The 26480-nt window shown below is 51.0% G+C and carries 22 protein-coding genes; 15 read left to right on the forward strand and 7 right to left on the reverse strand.

Translation table 11 applies throughout. The features are described from left to right. The first annotated feature begins 12 nt into the window (after positions 1–12). From BM412_RS01725 to BM412_RS01735, 3 genes are all read left to right on the forward strand, one after another. On the forward strand, positions 13–1848 hold the full coding sequence (locus BM412_RS01725; protein ID WP_091213084.1) for a glycoside hydrolase family 127 protein: 1836 nt from the start codon (positions 13–15) through the stop codon (positions 1846–1848). Positions 1849–2597: 749 nt separating this feature from the next. Then, a complete protein-coding gene (locus BM412_RS01730) occupies positions 2598–3134 on the forward strand; it encodes an NAD(P)H-dependent oxidoreductase (RefSeq protein ID WP_091213087.1) in 537 nt (178 codons plus the stop codon). A gap of 169 nt (positions 3135–3303) precedes the next feature. After that, the gene (locus BM412_RS01735) at positions 3304–5778 is read left to right on the forward strand and encodes a glycoside hydrolase family 38 N-terminal domain-containing protein (RefSeq protein WP_091213090.1); all 2475 of its coding nucleotides are present in this window, start codon (positions 3304–3306) and stop codon (positions 5776–5778) included. Between the two features lie 74 nt (positions 5779–5852). On the opposite strand, the gene BM412_RS01740 is transcribed toward BM412_RS01735, so the two are convergent. Both BM412_RS01740 and BM412_RS01745 read right to left on the reverse strand, forming a co-directional pair. Beyond that, entirely contained in the window at positions 5853–6113 is a 261-nt protein-coding gene (locus BM412_RS01740; protein ID WP_091213092.1) for a hypothetical protein, read from the reverse strand. A 150-nt stretch (positions 6114–6263) separates the two neighbouring features. Beyond that, positions 6264–6560 carry a DUF3055 domain-containing protein gene (locus tag BM412_RS01745; protein WP_177245607.1) on the reverse strand — a complete coding sequence of 99 codons (297 nt, stop codon included), beginning with the start codon at positions 6558–6560 and terminating at the stop codon, positions 6264–6266. Between the two features lie 304 nt (positions 6561–6864). On the opposite strand from BM412_RS01745, the gene BM412_RS01750 reads away from it, so the two are divergent. Then, positions 6865–7875, forward strand: a complete 1011-nt coding sequence (locus BM412_RS01750) for an HRDC domain-containing protein (RefSeq protein ID WP_091213095.1) — start codon at positions 6865–6867, stop codon at positions 7873–7875. 2 nt (positions 7876–7877) lie between these two features. Here BM412_RS01750 and BM412_RS01755 read toward each other — a convergent pair whose 3' ends face one another. After that, complete coding sequence (locus BM412_RS01755) at positions 7878–8882, reverse strand: zinc dependent phospholipase C family protein (protein WP_091213098.1); 1005 nt, start codon at positions 8880–8882, stop codon at positions 7878–7880. 153 nt (positions 8883–9035) lie between these two features. On the opposite strand from BM412_RS01755, the gene BM412_RS01760 reads away from it, so the two are divergent. The 3 genes from BM412_RS01760 (at position 9036) to BM412_RS01770 (ending at position 11902) form a co-directional block, all read left to right on the forward strand. Continuing rightward, the gene (locus BM412_RS01760) at positions 9036–9497 is read left to right on the forward strand and encodes a chemotaxis protein CheX (RefSeq protein ID WP_091213101.1); all 462 of its coding nucleotides are present in this window, start codon (positions 9036–9038) and stop codon (positions 9495–9497) included. A 109-nt stretch (positions 9498–9606) separates the two neighbouring features. Continuing rightward, a complete protein-coding gene (locus BM412_RS01765; protein WP_091213104.1) occupies positions 9607–10380 on the forward strand; it encodes an SDR family NAD(P)-dependent oxidoreductase in 774 nt (257 codons plus the stop codon). Between the two features lie 28 nt (positions 10381–10408). Next, positions 10409–11902 carry a DEAD/DEAH box helicase gene (locus BM412_RS01770; RefSeq protein WP_091213106.1) on the forward strand — a complete coding sequence of 498 codons (1494 nt, stop codon included), beginning with the start codon at positions 10409–10411 and terminating at the stop codon, positions 11900–11902. Positions 11903–11980: 78 nt separating this feature from the next. Here the strand turns inward: BM412_RS01770 and BM412_RS01775 are convergent, their stop codons facing one another. Further along, positions 11981–12979, reverse strand: coding sequence for a Delta(5) desaturase DesA (locus BM412_RS01775; RefSeq protein ID WP_091213109.1), 999 nt, complete (start codon positions 12977–12979; stop codon positions 11981–11983). Between the two features lie 398 nt (positions 12980–13377). Then, on the reverse strand, positions 13378–14226 hold the full coding sequence (locus BM412_RS01780; RefSeq protein ID WP_091213112.1) for a helix-turn-helix domain-containing protein: 849 nt from the start codon (positions 14224–14226) through the stop codon (positions 13378–13380). 129 nt (positions 14227–14355) lie between these two features. Here BM412_RS01780 and BM412_RS01785 point away from each other — a divergent pair, with 129 nt between their 5' ends. From BM412_RS01785 to glgD, 6 genes are all read left to right on the forward strand, one after another. Further along, positions 14356–15195 (forward strand): phytanoyl-CoA dioxygenase family protein, encoded by an 840-nt coding sequence (locus BM412_RS01785; protein ID WP_091213115.1) that lies wholly within the window; start codon positions 14356–14358, stop codon positions 15193–15195. A 152-nt stretch (positions 15196–15347) separates the two neighbouring features. Next, positions 15348–16568, forward strand: a complete 1221-nt coding sequence (locus BM412_RS01790) for an S-layer homology domain-containing protein (protein WP_091213118.1) — start codon at positions 15348–15350, stop codon at positions 16566–16568. A gap of 116 nt (positions 16569–16684) precedes the next feature. Then, positions 16685–17461, forward strand: a complete 777-nt coding sequence (locus BM412_RS01795; protein ID WP_091220088.1) for an ABC transporter ATP-binding protein — start codon at positions 16685–16687, stop codon at positions 17459–17461. Then, positions 17445–18689: an ABC transporter permease gene (locus BM412_RS01800; protein ID WP_177245608.1), complete on the forward strand. Its 1245-nt coding sequence runs from the start codon at positions 17445–17447 to the stop codon at positions 18687–18689. The genes BM412_RS01795 and BM412_RS01800 overlap by 17 nt, the downstream gene beginning before the upstream one ends. Before the next feature lie 644 nt (positions 18690–19333). Continuing rightward, a complete protein-coding gene (locus BM412_RS01805) occupies positions 19334–20497 on the forward strand; it encodes a glucose-1-phosphate adenylyltransferase (protein WP_091213123.1) in 1164 nt (387 codons plus the stop codon). Then, positions 20473–21543 carry a glucose-1-phosphate adenylyltransferase subunit GlgD gene (glgD, locus tag BM412_RS01810; protein WP_091213126.1) on the forward strand — a complete coding sequence of 357 codons (1071 nt, stop codon included), beginning with the start codon at positions 20473–20475 and terminating at the stop codon, positions 21541–21543. The genes BM412_RS01805 and glgD overlap by 25 nt, the downstream gene beginning before the upstream one ends. Positions 21544–21651: 108 nt before the next feature. Here the strand turns inward: glgD and BM412_RS01815 are convergent, their stop codons facing one another. Continuing rightward, positions 21652–22956 carry an aminotransferase class I/II-fold pyridoxal phosphate-dependent enzyme gene (locus BM412_RS01815; RefSeq protein ID WP_091213128.1) on the reverse strand — a complete coding sequence of 435 codons (1305 nt, stop codon included), beginning with the start codon at positions 22954–22956 and terminating at the stop codon, positions 21652–21654. Positions 22957–23182: 226 nt separating this feature from the next. On the opposite strand from BM412_RS01815, the gene BM412_RS01820 reads away from it, so the two are divergent. Beyond that, on the forward strand, positions 23183–23968 hold the full coding sequence (locus BM412_RS01820; protein ID WP_091213131.1) for a helix-turn-helix domain-containing protein: 786 nt from the start codon (positions 23183–23185) through the stop codon (positions 23966–23968). A 21-nt stretch (positions 23969–23989) separates the two neighbouring features. On the opposite strand, the gene BM412_RS01825 is transcribed toward BM412_RS01820, so the two are convergent. Then, positions 23990–24628 (reverse strand): pyridoxamine 5'-phosphate oxidase family protein, encoded by a 639-nt coding sequence (locus BM412_RS01825; RefSeq protein WP_091213134.1) that lies wholly within the window; start codon positions 24626–24628, stop codon positions 23990–23992. A gap of 163 nt (positions 24629–24791) precedes the next feature. Here BM412_RS01825 and BM412_RS01830 point away from each other — a divergent pair, with 163 nt between their 5' ends. Continuing rightward, a complete protein-coding gene (locus tag BM412_RS01830) occupies positions 24792–26294 on the forward strand; it encodes a MocR-like pyridoxine biosynthesis transcription factor PdxR (RefSeq protein WP_091213137.1) in 1503 nt (500 codons plus the stop codon). Positions 26295–26480 lie beyond the last annotated feature (186 nt).

A 26480-nucleotide genomic window follows, 5' to 3' on the forward strand; every position in this document is an offset into this window, starting at 1 on the left:
GGTGTTCATCGTATGACTACATTGCAGCAATTACCAAACTTCAAGTTTCATGGTGTTCCATTTACGGAAGTCGCGATTCAAGACAGTTTTTGGACTGCCCGCATCAAAGCAACGCAACAGTCTACCATAACAGCTTGTCTGGCCCAATGTGAACAGACTGGCCGGATATCGAATTTCGCGAAATCCGCTAATCTTATGGAAGGCGATTTTGAAGGGATATTCTATAACGACTCTGATGTGTACAAAGTACTTGAAGGTATCGCTTATTCACTGATGATCGAGCCTGATGCACTGATGGAAGCACAGGCCGATCAGATAATTGATCTTATAGTAGCTGCGCAGCAAGAGGACGGATATTTGCAAACATTCTTTACGTTGGCCGAGCCACAAAACAAGTGGAAAGATATGAACAAGCACGAGGATTATTGCGCCGGTCATATGTTTGAAGCGGCTATCGCCTATAAGCAGGCGACAGGTAAGCGCAAATTGCTTGATGCTGCTATCAAACTGGCAGATCTCATTGACTCATTGTTCGGACCAAGTAAGCGGCATTGGGTTGCCGGGCATCAGGAAATTGAACTGGCACTCGTCAAACTGTTTTTGGAAACGGGCGAAGAGCGTTACTGGAAGCTGAGCTATTGGATGCTCGAGGAACGCGGTCATGGCCACGGCATTGGATATAGTTGGGTACGCGAAGGCTGGGGAGCAGCATATTCCCAAGACGACGTGCCAGTGCGTGATATCACGAAGGCTACCGGGCACGCGGTAAGGGCGATGTACATGTACGCGGGTATGGCCGACATAGCTGCAATAAGCGGCGATCAAGGCTATATCGATGCACTTGACCGGGTATGGTCGAACATTGTACATAAAAATATGTACATAACCGGCGGTATTGGTCCTTCTCGTCATAATGAAGGCTTCACGGCGGATTACGATTTACCTAATGATAGCGCCTATTGCGAAACCTGCGCTTCGATCGGGATGGTGCTCTGGAATCACCGCATGAATTTGCTGCATGGCGATTCCAAGTACGCGGACATCGTCGAGCGGGCGATGTACAACGGTTCGATTGCCGGCGTATCCTTATCCGGAGACAAGTTCTTCTATGTCAATCCGCTGGAATCGGACGGGACACATCATCGTGTGCCGTGGTATGACTGCTCTTGCTGTCCAACGCAGATTGCCCGTTTCATTCCGTCCATCGGCGGTTATGTCTATGCCACCAGAGGCAATGAGATCATCGTCAATCAATTCGTGGAGGGAGCTGGCCGACTAAGCTTGAAGGCTGGCGATATTACGCTGCGACAAGTGACGGAGTATCCGTGGAATGGACGCATTACGCTGCGTGTAGAAGAAGGGGAAGCAGGAGAATATGGCATTCAACTGCGTATTCCGTCATGGTGTAAATCCTACCGCTTGGCGGTTGGAGAACAGGAAATCGCCGATGCGCAAACGGATAAGGGCTATGTTCGTTTGCAGCGGACATGGAAGCCGGGCGATGAAATCACGCTAGAGCTGACCATGCAGGTAGAGCGGGTTTACTCGCATCCGCTGGTGTTGGCCAATGAGGGGAAAGTCGCGCTTCAACGCGGACCGCTGGTGTATTGTATGGAAGAGATCGATAATGCAAAATACGACGTGCTAAACGTAACGGCCGCTACCCGGTTCCGCACCGTTTACGAGCCTGAGCTGCTGCAAGGTGTCATTGCTGTTTATGCGGAGGAGCCGAGCGGTGATCAAAGGTTCAAAGCGATTCCTTACTATGCGTGGGATAATCGGGCTGCAGGTCAAATGAAAGTATGGCTGCCGGAGCAGAGAGACGAATCAAGGCTTTATCGTTCATAGTGTAGATGAATTGAAGCAATCCTGCTTGGCTGTGTCAGCCGAGCGGATTGCTTTTTTGCCATATCCCCGGCCGAGAGTCTCAGATACGAACTCTCAGCTTTAGATTTTAGTTTCATGCGGTCATTAGTGACCGTTAACGTCAATTCATCGTGATTTTAGTTTTCTTGCGGTCATTCGTGTCCATAAGCGAGGGAAAAGACAGCGAAAACCGTGAAGAACTCATTTTAATGGTCATAGGTGTCCATAAAAATAGCGAATATACGTTATTTTTGTTTTAATGGACAAGATTGACCACTTGATAGATCCGATGACGCGTATGTGCAACATTTTTTTGATTTCTGTTTACTGTTGTCCACGTCTCATCTGTCTAGCGAATCGATTCAAGTACAAGGAAATCTCCGCACCAAACCAATCGGAACAAGGAGCCGAGAGTCACAAATGCGAACTCTCAGCTCCCAATCTAGCCCAACTCAACTTCGACTGCGATGACATTGCCCGAACGGACGATATCTTGGCCAGCAGCATGAGAGGATTTGGATATTGACAGACTATCTACTAAAAGATAGAATAGATGGCGTGAGCTAGCGTCCAACTGAACTAGCGCACAACTGAACCAGCATAAAAGTTTAGAAGAGTTACTACTGACGTTAATCCAGTGAATTGCTGGGGAAATGGAATCATGGTAACGCGGTTTATTTATTATCTACCATTTAATAGATAGAATTAGACACAAGGAGATGGACAACTTCATGAAAACTTTAATTATTGTTACGCATCCGAACATAGAGTCCTCCAACTGGAATAAAGCTTGGCTGAACGCCGTTCGAGACGAAGGAAATATTACGATTCATGAGCTGTATAAGGAATATCCCGACGAAATCATCGACGTTCAGAGAGAGCAAAAGTTGATTGAAGAGCATGATCGGATTATTTTTCAATATCCCCTATATTGGTACAGCTCGCCGCCGTTACTCAAGAAATGGTTCGATAAAGTATTGCTCTATAACTGGGCGTACGGACCAAATGCCACTAAAACGACCGGTAAAGAAATCGGCGTAGCCATCTCGACTTACGGCACTGCAGAGTCCTTTCAGCCAACCGGGTTCAATCGCTTTACGCTGCAAGAAATATTGCGTCCGATAGAGGCGCTTACCGAGTTTATCAGTGCCACTTATCTGCCTCACTTCTCGCTCAACGATACCTCTGACGTAACGAATGTACGGTTAGCTCAGAGCAGCAAAGATTATGTCAATTATCTTAAAACAGTGAAACCGGCCGACAAATAATCGCGACGGCGTTTGCAATGAAGAGCAAGCAATCTTACTTGGCTGATATTAGCCGTAGGATTGCTTTTTTTGTTATATACAACTTCGCCATTGTGAGGTATCGTAAGTTTGAAAGGAACATATTTTGTTCTTAACAAACATCGGTATGAACGATCTGGGAGGATGAACGATGGCCAAGCTTCACTTGCTAAGCAACGCGCATTTGGATCCCGTATGGCAGTGGGAGTGGGAAGAAGGGGCTGCCGCTGCAGTTTCTACGTTCCGCGCCGCCGCTGAATTTTGCAGGGAGTATGACGGGTATGTTTTCAATCATAATGAAGTTATTCTCTACAAATGGATTGAAGAGTATGAGCCTGAATTGTTCGAGGAAATTCAGGAGCTCGTGCGACTGGGCAAGTGGAACATCATGGGCGGATGGTACCTGCAGCCGGACTGCAATATGCCGTCAGGGGAATCCATCGTGAGACAGATGCTGCATGGCAGAGTCTATTTCTCAGAGAAGTTTGGAGCAAAGCCGACAACGGCGATCAACTTCGATTCGTTCGGACATTCCCGCGGTTTAGTGCAGCTTATGCGAAAGGCAGGCTACGACTCTTATCTGTTCATGCGACCGGATGATCATACGGTTGGCCCGGAGCGCGAGTTTCGGTGGATCGGCTTTGACGGCTCCGAGGTGACGGCTCACCAGACTTATTTCTATAATACCCTTATGGGCCAAGCCCGTAAGTCGATCGAGCATTGGCTTAGCAGCCACGAGGGCAAACCTCTAGGCCTTATGTTATGGGGTGTCGGCAATCATGGCGGCGGCCCATCACGCGTGGATTTAGATGAAATCGGCAAGCTGATGGAAGCGCGGACTGATGTTCAAATCGTACATTCATCGCCGGAGCAGTATTTTGCTGAGCTTGCTTCGCAGGCGGCGGATTTGCCGGGACATGCCAATGATTTGAATCCGCGTTTTGTCGGCTGTTATACCTCCATCATTCGGATCAAGCAGAAGCATCGTTTACTCGAGAATGAGCTCTACGTAACCGAGAAAATGCTCTCTGCCGCCGCTATTGCCGGCAAACTTGCTTATCCAAGAGAGGAATTGCAGCAGGCAGCCTATGATCTGCTCACTGCGCAATTCCATGATATATTGCCGGGCTCGTCGGTTCAGCCTGCCGAGGATGCATCGCTGCGTCTGCTCGGACACGGACTCGAAATTGTCTCGAGACTGAAGGCGAGAGCCTTCTTCGCGCTTGCATCCGGACAACCGAAGGCAGAGGAAGGCGAATATCCGATTCTCATCTATAACCCGCATCCATTCCCGGTATCCGGCGTATTTGCTTGCGAGTTTATGCTGGCGGATCAGAACTGGAAGGACGAATTCTCGATGCCGGTTGTTTATCAAGACGGCAAGCGAATTCCTTCTCAGCCTGAGAAGGAGCACAGCAATATTAATCTGGATTGGCGCAAACGCGCTGTGTTCTATGCGGAGCTCGCGCCTTCCTCCATGAATCGATTTGACTGTCGAATCGAGATGCTTCCTGCCAAACCGCAGCCGCAGCTTGAGATCGATAAGCAAGCGATTCGTTTCTCGAACGGTCGTATGGAAGCGGTTATTAATACCGGTACAGGTTTGCTGGATGCATACCTTGTGGATGGAGTTTCGTATGTGAAGGAACGGGCATTCCAGCCGGTTGTTGTCGCTGATAACGAGGATCCATGGCGGATGGATACGAATCGTTTTGAGCCGGATATTGGTTCGTTTCAGCTGATGGATAAGGGAGCAGGCTCTGATTTCTCCGGCTTACGCCATGCTCTGCTGCCATCGGTTCGGGTTGTCGAAGATGGAGCTGTGCGTACCGTAGTTGAGGCTGTTCTGGCTTATCAGAATTCAAGGCTGGTGCTAACGTACAAACTCCCTAAGCAAGGCAGCGAGCTCGAAGTGCATGTGCGGGTGTTCTGGAATGAGAAGGACAAGATGCTGAAGCTGTCCATTCCAACGACGTTCTCGGATGCTTCTTATCTCGGTCAAACGGTGTATGGTGTACAAACGCTGGATACCACAGGTCAAGAAGCGGTAGCGCAGAAATGGACCGCTGCTCATTCGGCAGAGCAGCAGGCCGCCTTGACCTTAATTAATAACGGAACTTACGGTTCCGACTTTAAGGATGGGGCGATCCGTCCAACGCTGCTTCGCAGTCCCGGCTACACGACTCACCCGATTATGGATCGGCCGCTTATTGTACAGGACCGTTTCTCCCCGCGCATTGATCAAGGGGAACGCGAGTTTACGTATTGGCTGAACGGCGGTGCAGCGGATGAGCGCCTTAACGCCATTGACCGTGAAGCGGTACAGCGCAACGAAGCCCCGTATGCGTTGTCCTTCTTCCCTTCCGGCCGCGGAGACAAAGTGAAGCCGCTTGTAATTCTTAAAGATGAGGTCGTTCAACTGGGAGCCTTCAAGCAAATGGAACGCAGCGATGATTATGTGCTTCGCCTGTTTGAGCCAACCGGAAGTCCTCGGGAGACGGAAGTGGACATTCCGATGCTCGGCATCACTTGCGCGGTTGCGCTTGCGGCGTTTGAGGTGAAGACCTTCCGTGTTTCTGTTCGTGAAGGAACGATTTCAGAAGCTCCCCTTATGGAAGAGGATTGAAGCTTATAAGGTGAGAAAACCCGCTAGAGAAGGAGAGTGCTTCCTTCTTTAGCGGGTTTTCTGTGGGAGAGTGATTAAGGCTCATCCATTGCATCCGGATAAACATCCTCGCCGGGGTAATCACGGTATATGCCTGCATGCAGCTCACGGTTCTCGTAATCAAATCGATTCGGCGGCCGCTGATCGACTCGCCAAGGTTTGTTCGTGCTAAGCGATTCGGCCACGATCCTGGAGCCATACGGCCCATCGGGAAACTCTTGTGCGTTCATATCGTTGCGCTGAGATTCGACCGTCTTTACATCGGTATAGGGCTGACGATTTTCTTTCATAAACATGCAGATTCCTCCTGCGGCGGCTATTGGTCTATATATAAGTAAGCATAAGTGGTACTTTATACTCCGCTTATATATCGAAGTGAAGAAACTACCTTCGCCACCTGTGGCAGCGGCAGCCGTTTCTTCATGACCGTTACAGTGTACCCGAGGTTAATCGGTAAAATGCACCGTTCCCACCACAAATTCTAAAAATTGTTTAAGATCGGCGGCTTCTTCTTCCGTCAGTTTATACGTGAATTCAAGGTAGCCCTCTTCGTCCAAATCGTCTTGACCGACGATTGCGGTACGGCCGCTCATCAGGTCCGTAATCAGCTTCTTGCCGTAAAAACGGTTGGTAGTCATAATAGCCAGATCGAATCGCTTAAGGTTAGGCGTTATAAAAGTGACGAAGCGGGTTGTCGTTTGCTCCGTCGTATCGGACATAAAATCATAATCGGGCAGCAGCATTTCGAGTTCCTCCTTTATTCTGCATCTATCATAGCATTCCTTTCCGCGACGGGGCAATCAGGCGCTTAGCCATGAAATTGGAAAATTACTCTTGTCACGCTTAGACGGCTATGCTATGATGTGAGCAATCAAATCGTTGCATCGTGAGGAAGCACCTCTTTCGCCATATCTATGGCGTTAGAGGTGCTTTTTTTGTGTCTATATAAGAAAGTGTAAGTTTCACCTTTTACCAATCTTATATTTCACCTTGCTCACGCTGCTTCGGAGTTTGATCAAACTAATCATTCGGGTGGAGGTGGCCTGCATGCAGGTCGTATTTTTGAACACATTTGAGAAAGTAGGACAAGACAGCCGTGCCGAACAAGCGCAGCTGTCCATTTGCGAGCAGAACGGTGTATGGTCAGTTATTTGGACGGAATCTTATGTAAACGGGCTGGATGAGCAGCAAGCAGTTTGGTTTGAGGGCGGCTCGTGGGAAGAAATGATGACGGCATTTCGCCATGGCATTGCCGTTCAGATGGGGGAAGGCTATTCGCCGTTAATTGACGGCATGCTGGAGGAACGCCGCGGCCAAGACGGGCTGGGCAGTTTGTATTCGATGATCCAGTGTTATGGGGAAATGAACACCGATCCCGTTCTGTTCGAAGCGCTTCGCGAATGGCGCCGCTCGAAAGCGGTGGAGGGGAAGAAATCGGCTTATCTGATCGCATCCAACCGGATGCTCTGGATGCTCAGCAGCTTTGTGCCGCAACAGCCTGAAGAGCTGATGCAAATACCGGGATGGGGCGAGACGAAGCAGGCCGCATATGCCGAGGACGTGCTCGCAATTACGCGGAATTTTCAGCGCGAAAGAAGTTTTCCGCTAGACTGGGTATCTGCCGCAATCGATCCTAAGGTGTACATCAAATGGGTCTATAAGCAGAAGGAAAATAAGTATAAATCGCAGATGGATCGCCAGCAGGAGAAGCAGAAGCTGCTTCGTGGAATAGCGGAGGGCAACTCCTTGGAAGGACTGCTCGCTCAGACCGAGCTGCCTCGCAGAGACCTCATGGAACGGATCGAGAAGCTCGAGACAGAAGGATACGACATTGAGCCGTTGATCGAGAGAGAGCTGGAGTCCATGCCGGAGTCGGAGCAGCAGCTTGTATGGGATGCGTATATTGCCGTTGGCGACCGCTACCTGAAGCCGGTGCTGCAGCGCGTGTATGGTGAAGAAGCTGTCCAAGGCAAGGGGAAGTCGATTGATCTGATCTATGATCGGTTAAGATTGATTCGCCTTCGTTACCGCCGGATGAAGATCAATCAAGTTTCTTAACATCAAATCGTCGACCAGATCGGATCTTCGAATTGAATGGATGCCCCGCAGTCGCAAGCAAGTCCTGTTTCGTAGGAGCGGTTGCCGATCAATTGCGCGACCGCTTCGCGAAGCTGATGTTTGGAGGGGGAAGGAATTTCACTGCTGCCAAGAATCGGCTGCAGCGGGTCTTTCTCCCGAAGCCATACCAGGATGGCACTAATGACCGTTGTCGCTTCTGCCATCGCGATATCCCACAATTCCCACACGCTTTCAGTATGCAGCGTTTGCCCATCGACCGGATCCAGCCATGGCGCATGGGACTCGTTTAATATATCCAGTTGATGCAGCGGATCGCGTTTATAAACGAATGGTTCGATTTTGCCAAACGTAAGCAAACGTCTGATTCCGGTAGGATCGTAGAATAAGCGCTGCGCCGCAATCATGTCGCGCATCGCACCTGTCCAGTGCTCACGGCGGATCAGCGGAGCGTGATTCGGATAATGGACAGCGGCAATCTGCTCGAACGCATCTATAACGGAAGCGGGGAGCTCCCCTCGATTGTTAATTTCGCGCCATACCTCAGTTTTCCACGTCTCCGTTCCAAGCAGCTTGCGAACAATGAGTGTATCCATAATGACTTCAAAGCGTTGATGATCCCATTTACGAGAGCCGGAGCGGCTGAACACATAAGGATGCATGACACGGTCCAATAAATGATGCAGCACAAAACCCAGCGTATAGACGAGCGCATCGTCTCTCGCCGCATCTGCATCTGATGTACTATCCAGCGCATCCAATAAGTCCAGAAGAACGGGGCCGCAGTGAAATTGATGCATTTCGCTCCCGAGCTGACCCATCGTTTTCCCTTTCTGCCAAGGCAGGAAGCGATGATAGAATAGAAAATCCGGGCCCTGACAGCCCATATTAAACATATATTTTCGGTGCGGCGCAGCAATCAGATGCTGTTCGCCGAGCACTTGCAGGCATTGCTGCCCGAATAGAAAATGAGTCCATACATTCGGCACGGTTATCCTCCCAAAGACTCTTGTTCGACGCATTTCTACAAATCTTTAAACTATTGCTCTAATTGAGTAGTATACTTGACCTAACAATTCTTGTATAATCATTGATAAAGACGAATGCCATCGAATCAAGTCGAAAAGGGGCGCTACCTCACGATGAAGGCTGAATATATTAATCCCTTCTTAGAGTCCGCTAAAATAGTCATCGAACAAGTCATCCAAATTCGGCCGTCCACGGGTCAGCTCGGCGTGAAAGAAGTTAAATTCACTCAAGATTACATTTGGATACAAATTGGTATAAACGGTCAAATGAACGGTGATATTGTATTTGGATTAAGTGAAGAAGTAGCATTGAAAATGGTGTCGGCGATGATGGGCGGATATATCATTTCGGAAATGGATGAGATGGGCAAGAGCGCAATATCGGAGCTTGGCAATATGATTAGCGGTAATGCCAGCACGATGCTCTTTAATCAAGGCGTTCGCGTTGATATTACCCCTCCGAAGCTGGTACTTTCATCTCAGGCGGCTGATTTTAAGGCTGCGAAAGCGTTAACCATTCCGCTGATTATGGATGGGATCGGAGAGCTGGACATCCAAGTACTAATTGCATCGTAACACGATTCGAGCTCCCAGTGGAGCTTTTTTTCGTGTTTAGGGCCATAAGTAGCGGTCCTATTTTGCCTATTTGTACCTGTTGCAGTAAACTGAAAGTCAGGTGATCACGATGTTGCGTGGGAAAATTGTACTTATAACCGGTGCCGCAAGCGGGATTGGCGCGGAAACGGCAAAATTGCTTGCGGCAGCCGGGGCGATTCCGATCCTTACCGGACGCAGGCTCGATAAGCTCCGGGAGGTTGCGGCTGCTATCGGAGGCTCGAATGGCTGCTATAAGATGGACGTAACCGACAATGCTGAGGTTGAGCGCGTGGTGCAGCTCATCGCGAAGGATTTTGGCCGGATCGATATCTTGCTGAACAACGCGGGTTATGGGGTATTTGAGCTGTTTGCGGATGCTCCGATCGAGCGATTCCAAGAGATGATGGATACGAACTATATGGGCATCATTCGGTGTACCAAAGCCGTGCTGCCTATTATGCAAAAGCAAGGCGGGGGCCATATTATTAATGTGGCTTCTATGGCTGGGAAGCTTAGCACATCCAAGTCTTCGGGTTATGCGGCAACCAAACATGCCGTTCTTGGGTTGACCAATGCGATGCGATCGGAATTTGCTTCGATGAATATTTATGTATCGGCGATTAATCCGGGGCCAATTGATACCCCTTTTCTACATATAGCAGACCCGCAAGGTCACTATGCGAGCAAAGTACAAGGTTTTATGCTGAAGCCGGCGCGTGTGGCTGAAGTGATTGTGCAAGTGATGAAACGGAGAAAGCCGGAAGTGGATTTGCCGCGCTCGGCATCGATCGGCATTCGGATTTACGGATTATTTCCGCGATTGGCAGACAGGCTCGCAGGGCGCTGGCTGAATCGGAAATAGGCTAGGAAGCAAGCAGATGAGGAGTTTGATGAACGTGACATGGGAAACATTGCAGCTGCGTCCGCAGCTGGTAGAAACATTACTTTCGAATCAAATTGAGAAACCGACCCCGGTACAATCGGCAACGATTCCCGTTCTGTTGGCAGGGCATGATGTATCTGCCAAATCACAGACGGGAACAGGGAAAACGCTGGCGTACATGCTTCCGGCGCTCCAGCGTGTGGATGCGGCCAAGCAGGATGTGCAGGTTATGGTGATCGCACCAACGCAGGAGCTGGCGATGCAGATCTTCCGAGTAGCGGAAGTTTACGGTGAAGCGATCGGCGTGAAGACGCAGCAGCTCATTGGAGGCGCCTCGATGCAGCGTCAGGTCGAGAAGCTGCGGCAGCATCCGCATGTTGTCGTTGGCACGCCGGGACGTATCCATGAAATCGTGAAGTCCGGTAAGCTAAAGCTGCACCATATCCGGCTCGTTATTATCGATGAAGCGGATCAAGTATTTAATCTGGGTTCGACCGTCGAGGTGGAAACGCTGCTGCGAGGCATGGTGCGTGATCGGCAGATTGCGTTCTTCTCCGCGACAAGGCCGCAGGCGATGGTTGAAGTGGAAGCACGCTGGATGCAGGACCCGCAGCGCGTGGATGTGACGGCAGATCAGAATGCCGGCAAGCAAGTGAAGCATTATTTTGTCGTATGTGAACGCCGCGATAAAGCCGATACCGCGAGGAAGCTCATTCGGATGCTGAAGCCGGCCTCTGCGCTGCTGTTCATCAATGAGACCGATGAAATTGCCAACTATGAAGCGAAGCTGAGCTATGAAGGGTTTAGCGTGGAGACGCTGTACGGCGATGCCGATAAACAGAAACGCGCTTCCACGCTGGCTCGATTCCGTGAAGGCCGTCTGCAATTGCTGGTGGCCACGGATGTTGCGGCGCGCGGACTCGATATCGCGGATTTGCCGCTGGTCGTGCATCTTGATCCGGCATTGGATGCGGATCATTATGTCCACCGCTCCGGCCGTACCGGCCGGATGGGCAAGCCGGGCACGGTTATCTCCATAGTGACGCGCAACCAGCTGTTCATTATGGATAAATTCCGCAAGCAGCTGGGTATTGAGCTGCAGGAGAAAACGATGTCTCACGGGAAGCTGTGGAATCCCGGTGAGGAACAGGGCGGCCGCGGAGCAAGTTTCGGCGGCGAGACGCGAGGTGCGAGCGCGCGAGCGGGAGCTGGCGCAGGCGCTGGCGCGGGCAAAGCCGGCGTTAGCGCAGCTCGCCCGGCGCGCCCGGCGACGGCGGCCGATTCGCGGCCGGCTGCGGCGAACGATCGCAGCAGCGCGGAGGCAAGCGGCTCCGGCGGCGAGAGAATCGGCGCCTCGGCGGGCCGACCGCAAGCAGCTGCGAAGCCGGCATCGAAGCAGCCGGTGAAGCCGACGAAGTCGAAGCGCGACCAAGAGAAAGAGCGTAAGAACAAAGGCGCGCCGAAGTGGCTGAAAGCGAAGCGCGACGGCGAGCAGCAGTAGGTTGAAGGAAGGCCGTCTCAACAGTAGGATAGAGCTACTGTCGAGACGGCCTTTTTTGTGTGCGCAATGGGAACCGGATTAGCTGGAGAAGCGCTGCAGATCGCGGAAGCTAACAAACGATTTGCTGTTTTCGTCCCACAAGTGGAATCGAAGCGACTTCAAACTTGTGCCAATCGTAATCGTTGTCGCCTTTTGCAAGGGAGGAGAGGCTTGATGGGCTTTCTCCAGGTGATAGTTCGGCACTTTCGGGCTTAGATGGTGAACGTGATGGAACCCGATGTTGCCGGTCATCCATTGCATCAGCTTCGGCAGCTTGTAATAGGAGCTTCCTTCGACAGCAGCTTGGACAAAGTTCCACTCCTCGTCGTTCTCGAAATAAGAATGCTCGAATTGATGTTGCACATAGAACAGCCATACACCGAGTAAGCCGGATACGAGAAAAACGGGCCCTTGAATCATCACGAATGCTTGCCATCCAACTGCCCACGTCAGTAACGCGTATAGAGCAATTACGAAAGCATTAGTCAAATACGTGTTCAGGCGTTCCTTGCGTTTAGCGCCTTTGCGGTTGAATCTGTATGTAAAGAGGAAAACGAAGATCGGCCCGATAACGAACGTTACGAAGGGATGCCTGTAAGCGCGGTAGGCCAGTTTTGTTCGCAGCGGAGCGGCGTTATATTCGTTTACTGTGAGTACCCACATATCTCCGGTTCCTCGCTTATCCAAGTTTCCGCTCGTGGCATGATGAATGGAGTGGCTTTGCTTCCATTGATGGTATGGAAACAGGGTCATCACGCCTAAGATGGTGCCGAGAATATCGTTGGCTTTTCGGTTTTTAAAGAAAGATTGATGGCAGCAGTCGTGAAAAACAATAAACGTCCGGACTAGAAATCCGGCAGCGACGAATGTCAGCGGAAGAGCGATCCAGTAGGATATAGAAAGGCTCGCATAGGCTGCGTACCAGAGGAGTAGAAGCGGACCGATTGTATTGGCAAGCTGAATAAAACTCGATTTGGCATGAGGTTTCTCGTATGGCGCGATCGATTGTTTCAATTGTGAGATTTTGACGTGGTTCATACTTGCTGCCTCCTAGGTTGTGATGAGCGGTGGTATAGCGTTCCTGGCACTAATCTTATTACGTAACGTTTCGCGGGGAATCCGCCGAAGGTCCATTATTCACCACGACCCGGGGCGGGGACGATGTTTAGTAAGGGTTGGCAGCAGAAGGTTGAGGGAGAGTCGGGAGTAAGAAGGGCAATTGTGTGAAAGGGTAGAAACGTGGGTTGTTTTAGAGACCGGAAGGCTGGCAGATGTAAGGGAGATAGAAGAGTGGTCGGCTGAGTGTGGGGTGAGAGAAGCAGGCATGGTGTGATTGTGAATTGAGGTGGTTAATGTGCGGGAGGGAACCACATAAATGCGTTCTTTCTTCTCGCGAGGCCATTTTCGACCATGGGGAGTCCGTGACAGAGGCCGGACTAGTCCAATGTATTCCGTCGCTGCATCGCCCGGTATTCTTGCGGCGAGACGCCTTCCTTGACTTTGAACGTGCGGCTGAAATGCGCGCCGTCGTAGAATCCGGCGGCGTGCGCGATGGCCGTGATCGGCATCGACGTTGTTTCGAGCAGCCGCTTGGCTTGCTCGAGGCGGATCGCATTCATATAGATGCCGATCGTGACGCCGGTCTCTTGCTTGAACAGCTGATTGAGGTAGCGCTCGTTCAGCGAGTATCGCGCTGCAATTTCGCTAAGCAGCAGGCGTTCGCCTGTATTGCCGACTCGTTCATGCAAGTCATTCATGACCGCATGAATGAGTCTATAATGCGCGCTCTGTGAAGTTTGGGCCGCACCATGATAGATGCGCAAGAGCAGATGCAGGAAATGCTGCTTCACAAGGACCGAATCCTGCCGTCCTAAGTTCAGATCGGCCATGATCGCCTGATAATCCTGCTGCAATCCTTGAAGCGCCATCGGCCGAGTGTCCAGCTTGAGTTTGGCGAACAACTCTCGGAAAGCCGTATTAATCTCCGTTTTGTCCGAGTAGAAGCCGATATAATAAAGCCGAAACTGCCCGCCTGTGCAGGAGCTGTTGCGAAGCGTATCTTGTACGGCAAGCAGGTCATTTTGCTTCAATTGAACGGACTGGCCGTCTTGAATGACAAGCTGGCTCCCGCCGGTCAAGTAATTGAGCTCGAACCATCGGCCTGGACCATCCCAGCCCAAGTTCTCCCAGAACCCGCAGGAATGGATGCGAATATGGCTCCAGTTCTGATCGACCAACTTGATCAGCGCCTCCACGCCGATGCGAGGCTGGTTGTCGGCATGCATGCGAACCCCTCCAATTCATCTTACAATTATACAAATGGAGAAGTAGACATACAATACATAACGTGTTTCCGACTGTATATTCTAGGTATGGATATACAAATTGATCAAATAAAGGGGACGGCGATAGCAATGAAACCAATCACTGCGGAACAAGCAAAGCTGGATCAACAATTTTATGAGGAAAACGGCTACTGGATCAGTCCGGTTGTCTTTGATGCGGAAGAGGTAGAAGCGCTGCGCAAAGCGCATGATCGCATTTGGAATCAAGATTTCGACGGTGACGCATTCCCGCTTACGGAATGGTTCCCTAGTGACAATCCGACCCGTCTGCGCAAGATCGACAATGCTTGGTGGATTAACGACGAGGTGTACAAAACGGTAACCGCTCGTAAACTCGGCAAACTGGCGGCAAACTTGATGAATACGGACGAAGTTCGCGTCTGGTATGACCAAGCGATCTATAAGCCGGGCACCGGCAAAGGCGAGCAAACGTCCGTAGGTAACGTAGGCTGGCATCAGGATTACGTTTACTGGCAGTGCACCAACACAACCAACCTGGTAACGGCGTGGATCGCGCTGCAGGATACGGATCTCTCCAACGGCTGCATGCAAGTTATCCCAGGTTCTCACAAATGGGGACTGCTGAACTCCGACGGCTTCTTCAATACGGAGCTGGAAGCAGTGAAGAAGCAAATGGAAGTCGATGAGAAGCCATGGCGCGAAGAGCCGCTTATTCTGAAAGCCGGCCAAGTCAGCTTCCACCATTCCTATACGATCCACGGATCAAGACAAAATTATTCCAACGATCCGCGCCTTAGCATCGTTGCCCATTATATTCCCCAAGGCACGGCGTATAAGAAAATCCAGAACGTCGATAACATTCGTCTGCTCGGCCCGCGTCCGAAGGAAGGCGACCTGTACGACAATCAATATTTCCCATTGGCTTACTCGGCTTCCGAAGAAAAATAAGATTGATTTTTCCGCGTCAAACCTCGGTTTTTGACGAACGGACGAACTTTATTTTGACCATGACCCCCTTAAATGTCGTGCCACTCCCCGAACGATATGAGCGAAAGTAAAAAAGCGGCACGGACCGCATTCGCGAGGAGAGTGGCAGCACCATGAAAAAAGCCATTTTGAAAAAGGCGGCAATTACATCAGTGGCGTTACTAACCCTGGCAGGTGGCGCAGGCAGCGCTTTTGCTCACGGTAACGACAAAGGACATGACGATAAAGGCAATCATCAAAGCAACAACGGAAAGAACGATAATAAGAAAGATAATGATAAGCGCGGCATCAACCTTCAGTTCAAGGATGAGAAAGAGCTGAAGTGGGCGCTTGAGTACATTATCCGTCTGGCATCCAAAGGCGTGTTCAACGGCTATGATGACGGCACGTTCAAGCCTCAGCAGAAGATTACGCGCATCGAATCCATCGTAGCGGCTGTTCGTTTGATGGGCTTGAAAGAGCAAGCGGAATCGCAAGCTGAGATGAGCACGAAGCTGAACTTCAAAGACGCAGACGTGCTGGCCAAGAAATACCCATGGGCAGTTGGATACGTGGCTGTAGCGCTTGAGAAAGACTTGTTCAGCGAGACAGACGATTCGATCCAACCGGACAAGCCGGCAACTCGTTTGTTCGCGGCAACATTGCTTGTGAAAGCATTGGGCTTGGAAGCAGAAGCGAAAGCGAAAGTAAACTCTGACCTTAACTTCCGCGACGAGAATAAAATTCCTGCAGGTTCCGTTGGTTATGTCCAAGTAGCCATCGAGAAAGGTCTTATCACGGGTTACGAGGATAACACTTTCCGTCCAAACCAACCGGTAACACGCGCAGAGCTTGCTGCCCTGCTTGACCGTACGGATGAGCAGCTTCCGGATCAAGATGCACAAGCCATCACAGGCAAGTTGAAAGCGGATCCTGCAAGCAACGCCATCGTAGTTGTGAAACCAAACAACACCGAAGTGGCACTTGCGCTTGACCCGAACGTCTTCATTTTCCGTAATAACGTGAAGGTTGCGGTATCGGCACTGAAAGCCGGCGACGAAGTTCTTGTTCGTACGTACCAAAACAAAGTCGTGTTCATCGAAGTGACGAAGCTGGCTTCTGAGCAGCCTGCCGTTACAACTCAAGTTGGCTTGTTCAACTCCTATTCCTTGAATGCGCAAGGTAAAATCGCAACGATTTCGATCACGCGCACAGAGAACGGCACTACACAAGCGTATGTGTTTAACACGGCTCCTGACGTAGCGATCGTTGGCAACGCAGCATTGCTGGTAGCCGGTCATGCGGTTGAACTGACTGTCCTTAATAACCTCGTTTATTCCATCAAAGTACTATAATATTCGAGCACTTAGAGGGCTCCATGACCTGCATCGCTGCAGGCATGGGGCCTTTTTGCTTGCGATTTTTCATTTTGCCGAAAATTTGGTAGTATCAGGGTGAGAATGTAGAGGTGATTACGATGAAGCCAGTCTTAGAGGTAAAAGGGTTAACAGGCGGATACAGCCCCCGCAGGCCGGTGCTCCACGACTTGTCTTTTGAAGTTGGAGCGGGTGAAATGGTTGGACTCATCGGACTGAACGGTGCGGGCAAAAGTACGGCCATCAAGCATATTCTCGGGCTAATGCAGCCGCATACCGGGGAGATTCGCATTAGCGGACACACGTTGGCGGAGAATTCGGAGGCCTATCGCAGCTCGCTGGCCTATGTGCCGGAGTCGCCGCTGCTCTTCGACGAGCTGACGGTTGAGGAGCATTTGGCATTGACGGGCATGGCCTACAATGTAGATGAATCCTTATATAAGCAGCGGACAGAGAGCTTGCTCGATGAGTTCTATATGACGCCGAAGCGAAGCGCTTTCGCCGCCCACTTGTCCAAGGGAATGCGGCAAAAGGTCATGATCATGAATGCGCTGCTCGCCAGGCCCGCGCTGTATGTCATTGATGAACCGTTCCTTGGCCTCGATCCGCTCGGCATTCGTTCCCTGCTGGATAAACTGGTCGAGGTAACGAAAGAGGGCTCCTCCGTGTTTATGAGCTCCCATATCTTATCGACGGTAGAATCGTATTGCAGCCGGTTTATCGTGCTGCATCAAGGCGTTGTTGTTGCGCAAGGCACGCTGCAGGATGTGTGCGAGGCAGCCGGGATGCCGCGTGAGAGCAGAGCCGGTTCGCTGGAAGAAGCCTTCTACCGGCTCGTGGCAGGTGGAGGGTCTAATGGAGCGATCGGTTGATTCCTTATGGCGTACGCGTTCAAGTACATTCTGGCGAGGAGCACTGCCTTATTTTCGCTACATTGTTCAGAGCGGGCTGCCGGGTGTAACGATCATGCTGCTGCTGGCCGGTTTAGCCGGATATGGGATGCTGCTGCGGAATATGCCGGCCGCCTTCCCGATCACGCTTGTTGGCGTAGCCGTGCTGACGCCGCTCATTTGCTGGAGTCCCTTGCGGACATGGCTGCGCGAGGCAGACGTGGTATTTCTGGTGCCGCGTGAAGCGCAGCTGCCGTCTTATCTGCGACGGTCCTTTCGTTATAATGGCATGGGCATCCTGGCTGCGGTTCTGTTGATGTGCGGCATCTATATACCGCTTTATATTGCGGCGCATGGTCAGACAAGCAGCATAGTAATCGTAGCTGCGGCGCTGCTGTTAAAGCTGCTGCACATGGGGGCAGCTTGGCGCGAGCGCCAGCTTGTCCATGCAGGAAGCAGGCGCAGCATTCGGCTGCTCCGCTGGTCCGCAACCGCGGTAGGCGTAGCGGCGCTGCTGCATACCGAGATATGGAAGACGGCGATTTATCTCGCCGTTGTTTGTTTCCTCTTCGGACTGCTTTACCTGCGTATGCCGCGTTATCCGATTCCGTGGCTGCTGCTTATTGAAGAAGAGAAACGCACGCGGCGCAGGTATGATGTCTTCTTCGGGGCCTTCACGGATGTACCCACTGAATCGGCCGCGGTCAAGTCGCGCCGTTATGCATCGTGGATTGCCGGTCGGATACGGTACCGGAGGGAAAATGCATTTGTCTATCTGTATTCCTTTACACTGATACGTACCGAGCTTGGCGGCATATTACTGCGTTTAACTGGGCTCGGTGTGTTTACGGGGATGTTATCTGCCTATTCCGGCCTGTGGTCAGGCTGGGGATCGGCCGGTGTCTGTATTCTGTTCGTCTGGCTGAGCGGGGTTCAATTAAGCGCGCTTACGCAGGCGCACCGGCATTCGGTCTGGCGGCATGTCTATCCACTGCCGGAGCAGACCCGCTATGATGCCGTTGTGCGCGTCGATCGTCTGGCTGCGCTTCTGTGCGCCATTATTATCTGGCTTCCGCAGATACTGCTGCTGCCCTCGCAAGGGTTCACGGTACAGGCGTTGACCGCACTTGTGTTGTCGCTGCTCTATGTCCTGGCGCTGAGGCCGGGTGGAGTGAAGCGCAAGCTCGTTTTTGATCCGGATGAAGATTAGTGCAACGTAAGAAGCAATCTCGGTCCATTATCAATAGGACTAAGGTTGCTTCTTTTTCTATGAAAGTTTACGACAAATCGTCCGGAAAGCGTCGTTAAAAGGAGACTGGTATTTGTGGCAACGCTTCATCCGGACATTCAAGCGAAATTGCAGTGCGATCATGCAAATTCTTTTCGACAACGTACATGCTTGAAGCGATTTTCAGGAAAATGACAGTTTTATGGTAGAAGAAAAAGAAACAACAATTTTTATGGACGTTCTGTGAAAAAATGGACAGAAAAGAATAAATAATGCATTCGTACATAAATTATTTTATCCATTGAAAGAATGGGGCTATTGCGGTTCGACATATCTGAGAAGCGGCACTGTCGAATCGTAGGGCACGAATGTGCTGGAAGTAGGATTCAAACTTTATGGCTGGAAGGTATACTGAATAACGAATTGAGAGCAATTCTCGAACCTATCAAATGACCAATTAGTCCTAGTTTAATAATTTAAAGCTGGATTTTAATGCAATTTTTCATTTTCAAATATATGGAAAATTGTATATGTAAATAAGGATATATATTATTGTTGACTCTGAACGCTGTGGCGGCATTATCGGTGGTACGTAAGCTTGATTAGAGAAGGAGAAGATGTTGTTGATGAGCAAAAAAAGAATGGTGGCTATGCTTCTTGCTGGAGGCGAAGGAAAGCGATTAGGCGTACTTACACAGGAGTTGGCGAAGCCTGCAGTTCATTTCGGAGGGAAGTATAGAATCATTGACTTCACGTTAAGCAACTGTGTACATTCGGGCATTGACACAGTTGGTGTGCTAACGCAGTATCAGCCTCTTGTACTGAATGGTTATTTGGGCAACGGGAGCCCTTGGGGGCTTGATAGGCGCGACGGCGGCATGTCTATTCTTCCTCCTTATATGAAACAAAAAGGCGGTAAATGGTATAAAGGCACGGCGAATGCAATCTATCAAAATATCGGATTTATCGAACAGTATGAGCCTGAATATGTGCTTGTTATCTCAGGCGATCATATCTATAAAATGGATTATAATCGGATGCTGGAGCAGCATGAGAGGCGTGGAGCCGATGTTACCATCGCTTGTCTTCAGGTAGACCTGAAAGAGGCGAGTCGTTTCGGCATTATGCATGTCGACGATTCAGGGGCGATTACTTCGTTCGTTGAGAAGCCGAAAGTACCTACGAGCAATCTTGCTTCAATGGGCGTTTATATATTTTCGTGGCAGGCACTGAAGCAGTATTTGATTCGCGATGAAGCGAATGAACTTTCGGGTAATGATTTTGGTAAGGACGTTATTCCGGCCATGCTCGATGATGGGATGAAGATGGACGCCTATACATTTGACGGGTATTGGAAGGATGTCGGCACGCTTGAGAGCTTATGGGAAGCGAATATGGATCTGTTAGCGAAGACGCCTTCACTTAATTTGAACGATTATCAGTGGCCGATTTATTCGGTTCAGCCGAATCGTCCGGCACAGTTTATGGCAGCAGGGGCAAAAATATCGAATTCGCTGGTTACGGAAGGCTGCATTGTGGAAGGGACCGTAGTAGGTTCCGTACTCTTCTGTGACGTTCATGTTGGGCCGGACAGCCGAATCCACAATTCGGTTATTATGCCGGGTGTACGAATTGGCAAGGGCGTCAGCATCTATAAGGCAATCGTGGCTGAGGGAACGATTATCCCTGATGGTGCTTCGATCGGAAGCCCGGAATTCAGTGAGGTAACGGTTGTGAATCAATCTATATCGGAGGTAGAGCAGCTGTGCAAGCAAATATTCTCGGCATAATCAATCTCATCCATGCACCGGATGAAATGGGGTCTCTTACGGCGAGTCGTTGCTTAGCGTCTGTTCCTTTCGGCGGCCAATATCGGCTGATCGATTTTGCACTATCGAGTATGGCCAACTCCGGCATAACGAAGGTCGGCATATTCGCCCATACGAAATATCGCGACTTGATGGATCATCTCGGCTCGGGTCAACACTGGGATCTTCAGCAGCGGGATAGCGGGTTATCCATTATTCCTCCGTTCATTATGGAGCATGCCCATGAAACGAAACGCGGCGACCTGTACCATTTTTATCAAAATCGGGATTACTTTATGCATCATTCATGCGAATTTGTCGTGATTACACGCGGTTATATGATTTGTAACGTGGATTTTAAGCCGGCAATCGCTGCTCATCAGGCAAGCGGGGCGGATATTACGATCATTTGCAAGCAAATGAGTGATCTGCTGGGCGGCAAAGCAAGGAAGGTCAAGACGGATATAAGCGGCCGCATCACCTCGATCGAGAAGATGGCGGACGATGCGGACAATGATTTGATCTCTATGGAGATGTATATCATGCGCAAGGAGCTGCTGCTTGATTTGGTCGATACCTCGTTGGCGCGAGGGCAAGATCATCTCGTGGAGCATGCCATCATGGGCGGAGTCGATGAACTGCATATTCAGAGCTATGTACATGAAGGCTGTTTAGGCGTGGTTAATACGCTGGCCAGCTATTACGAGAACAGCATGCAGCTGCTGCGTCCCGGTATTCGAAAAGGATTGTTTGCCCAGCGGGGGAACATCCTAACGAAGCTGAATGACGAGCCGCCTGCGAGGTATGTTGAAGGCTCAAGGGCAAGCAATTCGATTATTGCGAATGGCTGTATCATTGAGGGCACTGTGATCAACAGCATTTTGTTCGAAGGGGTTCATGTGCGTAAAGGTGCGGTCATCCGCGACAGTATTGTGATGTGCAACAGTGTTATCGAGGATGAAGGATTCGTGGATCATGTGATCCTGGATAAAGAGGTCCGCATGACGTCAGCGAAGCGGTATGCTTAAAAGGTCCGGCTGGCGCTGGCATGAAATAAAGGCAGTGAGGAAAAGGTCATTATCATGACCTTCTCTCACTGCCTTTTCTGTTTATCGTAAACGAATAGGAGCGTCTATTTATTTGCTGGCAACCGCGACATCTTGTACGGCTTTGTAAATGGTATCGAACAGCTCCTCGAGATTCTCCTCTTCAATACAAGAGAAGGCTACGCGAAGATCGGTTTCGCCAAGTGCGATTGTGCCGATTTCGTAAGCGTCGAGCAGACGAGTGCGGACGGTTTCGGCTTCCGCGTTGTTCAGCTTGAGGCACATGAAGTAACCGGAGTTGAACGGATAGTAAGACCAGACATCGCCGTAGCGGCCGCTGTCGAGTAGCTCCTTCACGCGGTTGGCACGGCCTTTCATAATCGCGTACTTCTCTTCCTTCTGCGGTTCGAAGTCCTTCGATTGCAGCGCGTGAAGCACGAAGGTTTGGGAAGGATGCGGGCCGCTGGAAATCGTTGCACGGATAATGCCGAGTGTCTTCTGCTCAAGGGCAGCAAGCAAGGCATCGGATTCACCTGCATACGTAATGAAACCTACGCGGAAGCCCCATACGTATTCTTCCTTCGTCGCACCGTCGACTTTGATCGGCAGCACGCGAGGGTGCAGATCGGACAATTGACCAAACAGCGATTCGTGCATGGAGCCTTCAAAGAACAGACCGAAGTAAGCATCGTCGGTAACGACTACAACGTTGATGCCGGCTTCAGCCGCATCGCGGATGGCAGCAACGATTTCAATGCCTTCCTGCGCACCCGGCGTGTAGCCAGTCGGGTTATTCGGGAAGTTGAGCACCACGATCGCTTTGCCTTTGCTCTTCTGAGCAAGCAATGCTTCGCGAAGTCCATCGCTGTTGAAGCGGTTCTCTTCGTTGTAGAGTGGATATTGGACGATTTCGGCACCTCGGCGAATACCGAAGGTCAGCTCGTAATTTTCCCAGTTCTTGTTCGGAATAATGACGGCGTCTCCCGCATCTGCGAACAGATCCGCTACAATGCTGAGGCCATGCGTCAAGGCGTTCGTTACAACAGGATTGCCGTAATTTTTATTAGCAAGCGAAGGGTTCTCCTTCAGCATTTTGCTGCGCCATGCGGCACGCAGCTCCGGCTTGCCGGCCGGCGGTGCATATTCATAGAGATCCTTCGGATTATAAGCGGAGAGCGTGTCTTGAATGACCTTCAAATGCATAGGCTGGCCGTTCTCAATGGCAATGCCAATTGTTGCATTGTACTTCTTCGCCTTCGCTTTTGCTTCGGCAGATTGGCTCAAAATGCCTTCCTTCGGGAAATAAATAGCTTTACCGAGTGTTGACAACATGGCGAATACATGACCATTCTCTCGCTCAATCGTCGCGTTCAATTGCTGGGCAAGTGGGTTCATCGACTTCATTCATCCTTCCGGCGTTTCATTCTCGTTTGGTTTCCATTGGAAACCGTTTAGGAGATATTATATCACTGTTTGGGAGTGGAAGGCCATGTTACAATCACATTTTTGCAACAATTATTTCATGAGGGTCGTCCATCCTGCAGGGTGTCCATATTGGCAAAGGAATCGCAGTATTGTATGATGACAACGATATTGTTTTTTGCAAACGGAGGAAGCTGAGATGCTGCACTGTGCGCCGACATCTTTTCAATTAAAACCCGCGTTGGCCAAAATCGTCTGCGAGCCGGGCTGGAAGTGGCAAAAGCGCGAAAAACCGCTGGCGAATTACGATCTTTTCTATGTATGGAGCGGGAGCGGAGAAGTGAAATTAAACGGCGTCCCCTTCTCAGTCAGTAAAGGGAGCTGCTTTCTGTTTAAGCCGGGGGATTATACCAGTGCGACGCATAACCCGCAGAAGCCGCTTGTGCTGACTTATATTCATTTTGACGTTTCAGAGAATGTCGGTATCGTTCCGCAATCTTATCGGATGCTCCAGGAAACGGTAGATTTCGAGCATTTGCTGTCCCGTTATGTACGTCTGTTTCTTGTGAAAACCTTCGCTGCGGAGGAAGAGGCGCAGTTGATCTTAAAGCAGCTTATGATCTACTTGCTGCGTGAGGATCTGGAAGGTCCCGTAGAGCGGAAGGTCAGCAACCAATTGACGGAAGCCATTCATGAGGTGGCCAACTATATTCGGCAAAACCCCGGGATCGCGCATCGGGTGGAGGATTTGGCACAGCGCGCGCAGCTGTCGCCGAGATATTTTTCGATTAAGTTTAAGGAACTGATCGGCTCGTCGGTGCAGAATTATATGATTCGCACGCGCATCGATCGGGCGCAGCATTTGCTCATGCATGCCGGCATGAATGTGACGGAAGTCGCCGATGCGCTCGGGTATCGCGATATTTTCTTCTTCAGCAGGCAGTTCAAGCAGTATACAGGGAAGAGCCCATCGGAAATCCGATAGGCTCTTTTTCTTATTCGCGAATTAGTCGCCCGTAGCTTGCCGTGCATGAGGGCAGTAGCGATTCATCATGGCAATCGTCTCCGCATCCATCGGCAGGTCGCGTTGCGCCAGTTGGTCTGTGATGGTTGTTTTCTCGGCTGGCTTCAGGTTCTGACCGAATTTGAACTTCCCTGTCATCCGGTCAGCATCGATACGTACGACGGCTACTCCCTTCAGGCGAGGGATATAGTCGGGGTCGCTTGCATCGATGGTTTTGTATCCGCCTTCCGGCTGCAGCTTGCGCATTAGCGCTTCAAGAGCCGCTGCTTTCTCATTGGGATCATCGACAACGGCTGCACAGCCATCCACGCGAACCGATTTGAAGAAAGCCGTTGCCGGACAAGCCATCAATGGATCGGTGAAATACGAAGGAATGATGGCATATTCTTTGGCGACCATGAAGCTGACGCGTTCGTTGGCCTTTAATTGCGTCATCTTCTCCCCGGCTCTGCTTCCGTGAAAATAAATGCTTCCATTCACATAGACGAAATTCAGCGGAGTCATGCTTGGCTCGCCGCTTGCCGTTACGCTCCCCAGAAATCCGAAGCTCATCTCGTTTAGAAAGCTTTCGATTTCCTCGTTATTCTCTTCTTCGTTCATCGCAAATTCTTTCCTGCGCATCGTGAATCCCCCTCCATTACTTTGTACCTTGCAAAAAGTTGCCTGCGCGCCGGACTTAATAGGTATGAGCATACTGCGATTATTGACAATTAAAAAGATCCAATTTAGTCTATTTTCATTAGACCAATTATCGGGTGAGAAATAGACGGGGGCTGGCAGCGTTATGGACATGGATTTTCGGATTCCCTATGAGCGGTACTACGAAGAACTCGGACGCAAGACAGAGGCATTGTTCCATGCGCTGCGTGAAGGGATCATGAGCGGAACCTTGGCGGGAGGAACGCGGCTGCCATCCAGCAGGAAGCTGGCTGAGCTGTATGGCGTGTCGCGGGGCTCCGTGAATCAGGCGTATGACATGCTGGTTGCGGAAGGTTATGCGTGGGCCGAAGGCGGGAGCGGCACTTTTGTGAGCGCAGCTTCTTCCGCTGCTGCTCTTGGAGATGGCGTGGCCGGAGCCGGGACGTCTGTGAGTGCGAATATCGCATTATCGGATTGGGCGGAGCAGTTGATTTCATCGAAGAGGTTGTTCACGACCATCGAGAATCACCCTGTCGCGGAAGCAACCGGCGCGGAGGTAATCAGCTTTCGGATTGGCCATGTGGATTCGTCACAATTTCCGGTGGAGGAATGGAAAGCAGCCATGCACGCCGAGATTCGCGAGATGATGGCTGCATTCCCAGCGATAAGCAGTGAAATCGAAGGTTATCTGCCTCTGCGCGAAGCGATTGCGAAGGATCTGCGGCGGGAACGCGGAATACGCGCGGACGCATCGCAAATTTACATTACGAACGGTTCCATGCATGCGATCGCGTTGTTGTCCATGCTGCTCGTCCGTCCCGACTCGCCCGTGGTGGTGGAGAATCCGAGCTTTAATGGCATTCGCAGAGCAGTCGCTGCTGCCGGCGGTACGATTCTTACGGCGCCCGTGGATAACGAAGGCATTGTGCCGCAGGATTGGCCGTCCAAGCTGCTTGTTGTGACGCCAACCCGTCAATTTCCTACAGGAGCGGTGCTGTCGGCCAAACGAAGAGTGGGGCTGCTCAAATGGGCGGGGGCGCAAGGCGCCGTCATTATTGAAGATGATTACGACAGTGAGCTGCGCTGGGGAGGCAGGCCGGTAGAGCCGCTGAAGGCGCTAGATCGGGAGGATCGTGTCGTCTACATGGGAACCTTCTCGAAGACGATGTTCGTCGAGTTGCGCATCGGATATGTAGTGCTGCCCGCGTCCTTGGCGGAGCCGTTTCGCCTCGCCAAAGCGCTGCTGGAGCCGCATCCATCCGCGCTTGTGGAACAGCGTGCGCTTGCGCATTTTATCCTGAGCGGCTGTTATTCCCGTCATCTGCGGCGGATGAAGCGGGTCATCGGACGTCGGCTGCTTGCTTTTCGCGAGCATTTTGAGCCGCGCCTGACCAGGTGGTTCAGGTTCGTTCCTGCGGATGCGGGACTTCATGTGTATGCCGAGTGGCGGGGCGATGGGGCAAGCTATGCCCGCCTTAAAGCTGCGTGTGAGGCGGCTGGCATACTTTGGTCTGTCGGCGACTCGTCCTGGGAAGGCGATGAGCCTTATAAATCGGTGCTGTTTGGTTTCTCGCATTTGACAGAGGAGCAGATCGCAGCCGGAGCACAGCGTATTGAGCAGGTCGCATTGTCGCTGTTTCCGCGATGAGCGAATGTTTGGCCGCGCATTCGAGCTCTAACGGTTGCGACAGTGGTTATTTAGCCTAAATAGACTTGTTTTATAGGCTAACGGTTGCCAGGGAGCTTATTTGAACGTTTTCCACTTGCAATCGGCGGGTTTGCTGCAGATAGCCTCTGTCACAACCGTTAGCGTGTTGATAGGCTTAGTTTTTAT

This window comes from Paenibacillus sp. BC26, assembly GCF_900116125.1.
GTDB lineage: Bacteria > Bacillota > Bacilli > Paenibacillales > Paenibacillaceae > Paenibacillus_Z > Paenibacillus_Z lignilyticus.

What these genes read in the sequence shown, in the direction of transcription:
- BM412_RS01725 (WP_091213084.1), top strand. Translation starts at nt 13, where the DNA reads ATGACTACATTGCAGCAATTACCAAACTTCAAGTTTCATGGTGTTCCA.
- BM412_RS01730 (WP_091213087.1), top strand. Translation starts at nt 2,598, where the DNA reads ATGAAAACTTTAATTATTGTTACGCATCCGAACATAGAGTCCTCCAAC.
- BM412_RS01735 (WP_091213090.1), top strand. Translation starts at nt 3,304, where the DNA reads ATGGCCAAGCTTCACTTGCTAAGCAACGCGCATTTGGATCCCGTATGG.
- BM412_RS01740 (WP_091213092.1), bottom strand. Translation starts at nt 6,113, where the DNA reads ATGTTTATGAAAGAAAATCGTCAGCCCTATACCGATGTAAAGACGGTC.
- BM412_RS01745 (WP_177245607.1), bottom strand. Translation starts at nt 6,560, where the DNA reads ATGCTGCTGCCCGATTATGATTTTATGTCCGATACGACGGAGCAAACG.
- BM412_RS01750 (WP_091213095.1), top strand. Translation starts at nt 6,865, where the DNA reads ATGCAGGTCGTATTTTTGAACACATTTGAGAAAGTAGGACAAGACAGC.
- BM412_RS01760 (WP_091213101.1), top strand. Translation starts at nt 9,036, where the DNA reads ATGAAGGCTGAATATATTAATCCCTTCTTAGAGTCCGCTAAAATAGTC.
- BM412_RS01765 (WP_091213104.1), top strand. Translation starts at nt 9,607, where the DNA reads ATGTTGCGTGGGAAAATTGTACTTATAACCGGTGCCGCAAGCGGGATT.
- BM412_RS01770 (WP_091213106.1), top strand. Translation starts at nt 10,409, where the DNA reads ATGAACGTGACATGGGAAACATTGCAGCTGCGTCCGCAGCTGGTAGAA.
- BM412_RS01775 (WP_091213109.1), bottom strand. Translation starts at nt 12,979, where the DNA reads ATGAACCACGTCAAAATCTCACAATTGAAACAATCGATCGCGCCATAC.
- BM412_RS01780 (WP_091213112.1), bottom strand. Translation starts at nt 14,226, where the DNA reads ATGCATGCCGACAACCAGCCTCGCATCGGCGTGGAGGCGCTGATCAAG.
- BM412_RS01785 (WP_091213115.1), top strand. Translation starts at nt 14,356, where the DNA reads ATGAAACCAATCACTGCGGAACAAGCAAAGCTGGATCAACAATTTTAT.
- BM412_RS01790 (WP_091213118.1), top strand. Translation starts at nt 15,348, where the DNA reads ATGAAAAAAGCCATTTTGAAAAAGGCGGCAATTACATCAGTGGCGTTA.
- BM412_RS01800 (WP_177245608.1), top strand. Translation starts at nt 17,445, where the DNA reads ATGGAGCGATCGGTTGATTCCTTATGGCGTACGCGTTCAAGTACATTC.
- BM412_RS01805 (WP_091213123.1), top strand. Translation starts at nt 19,334, where the DNA reads ATGAGCAAAAAAAGAATGGTGGCTATGCTTCTTGCTGGAGGCGAAGGA.
- BM412_RS01815 (WP_091213128.1), bottom strand. Translation starts at nt 22,956, where the DNA reads ATGAACCCACTTGCCCAGCAATTGAACGCGACGATTGAGCGAGAGAAT.
- BM412_RS01820 (WP_091213131.1), top strand. Translation starts at nt 23,183, where the DNA reads ATGCTGCACTGTGCGCCGACATCTTTTCAATTAAAACCCGCGTTGGCC.
- BM412_RS01825 (WP_091213134.1), bottom strand. Translation starts at nt 24,628, where the DNA reads ATGCGCAGGAAAGAATTTGCGATGAACGAAGAAGAGAATAACGAGGAA.
- BM412_RS01830 (WP_091213137.1), top strand. Translation starts at nt 24,792, where the DNA reads ATGGACATGGATTTTCGGATTCCCTATGAGCGGTACTACGAAGAACTC.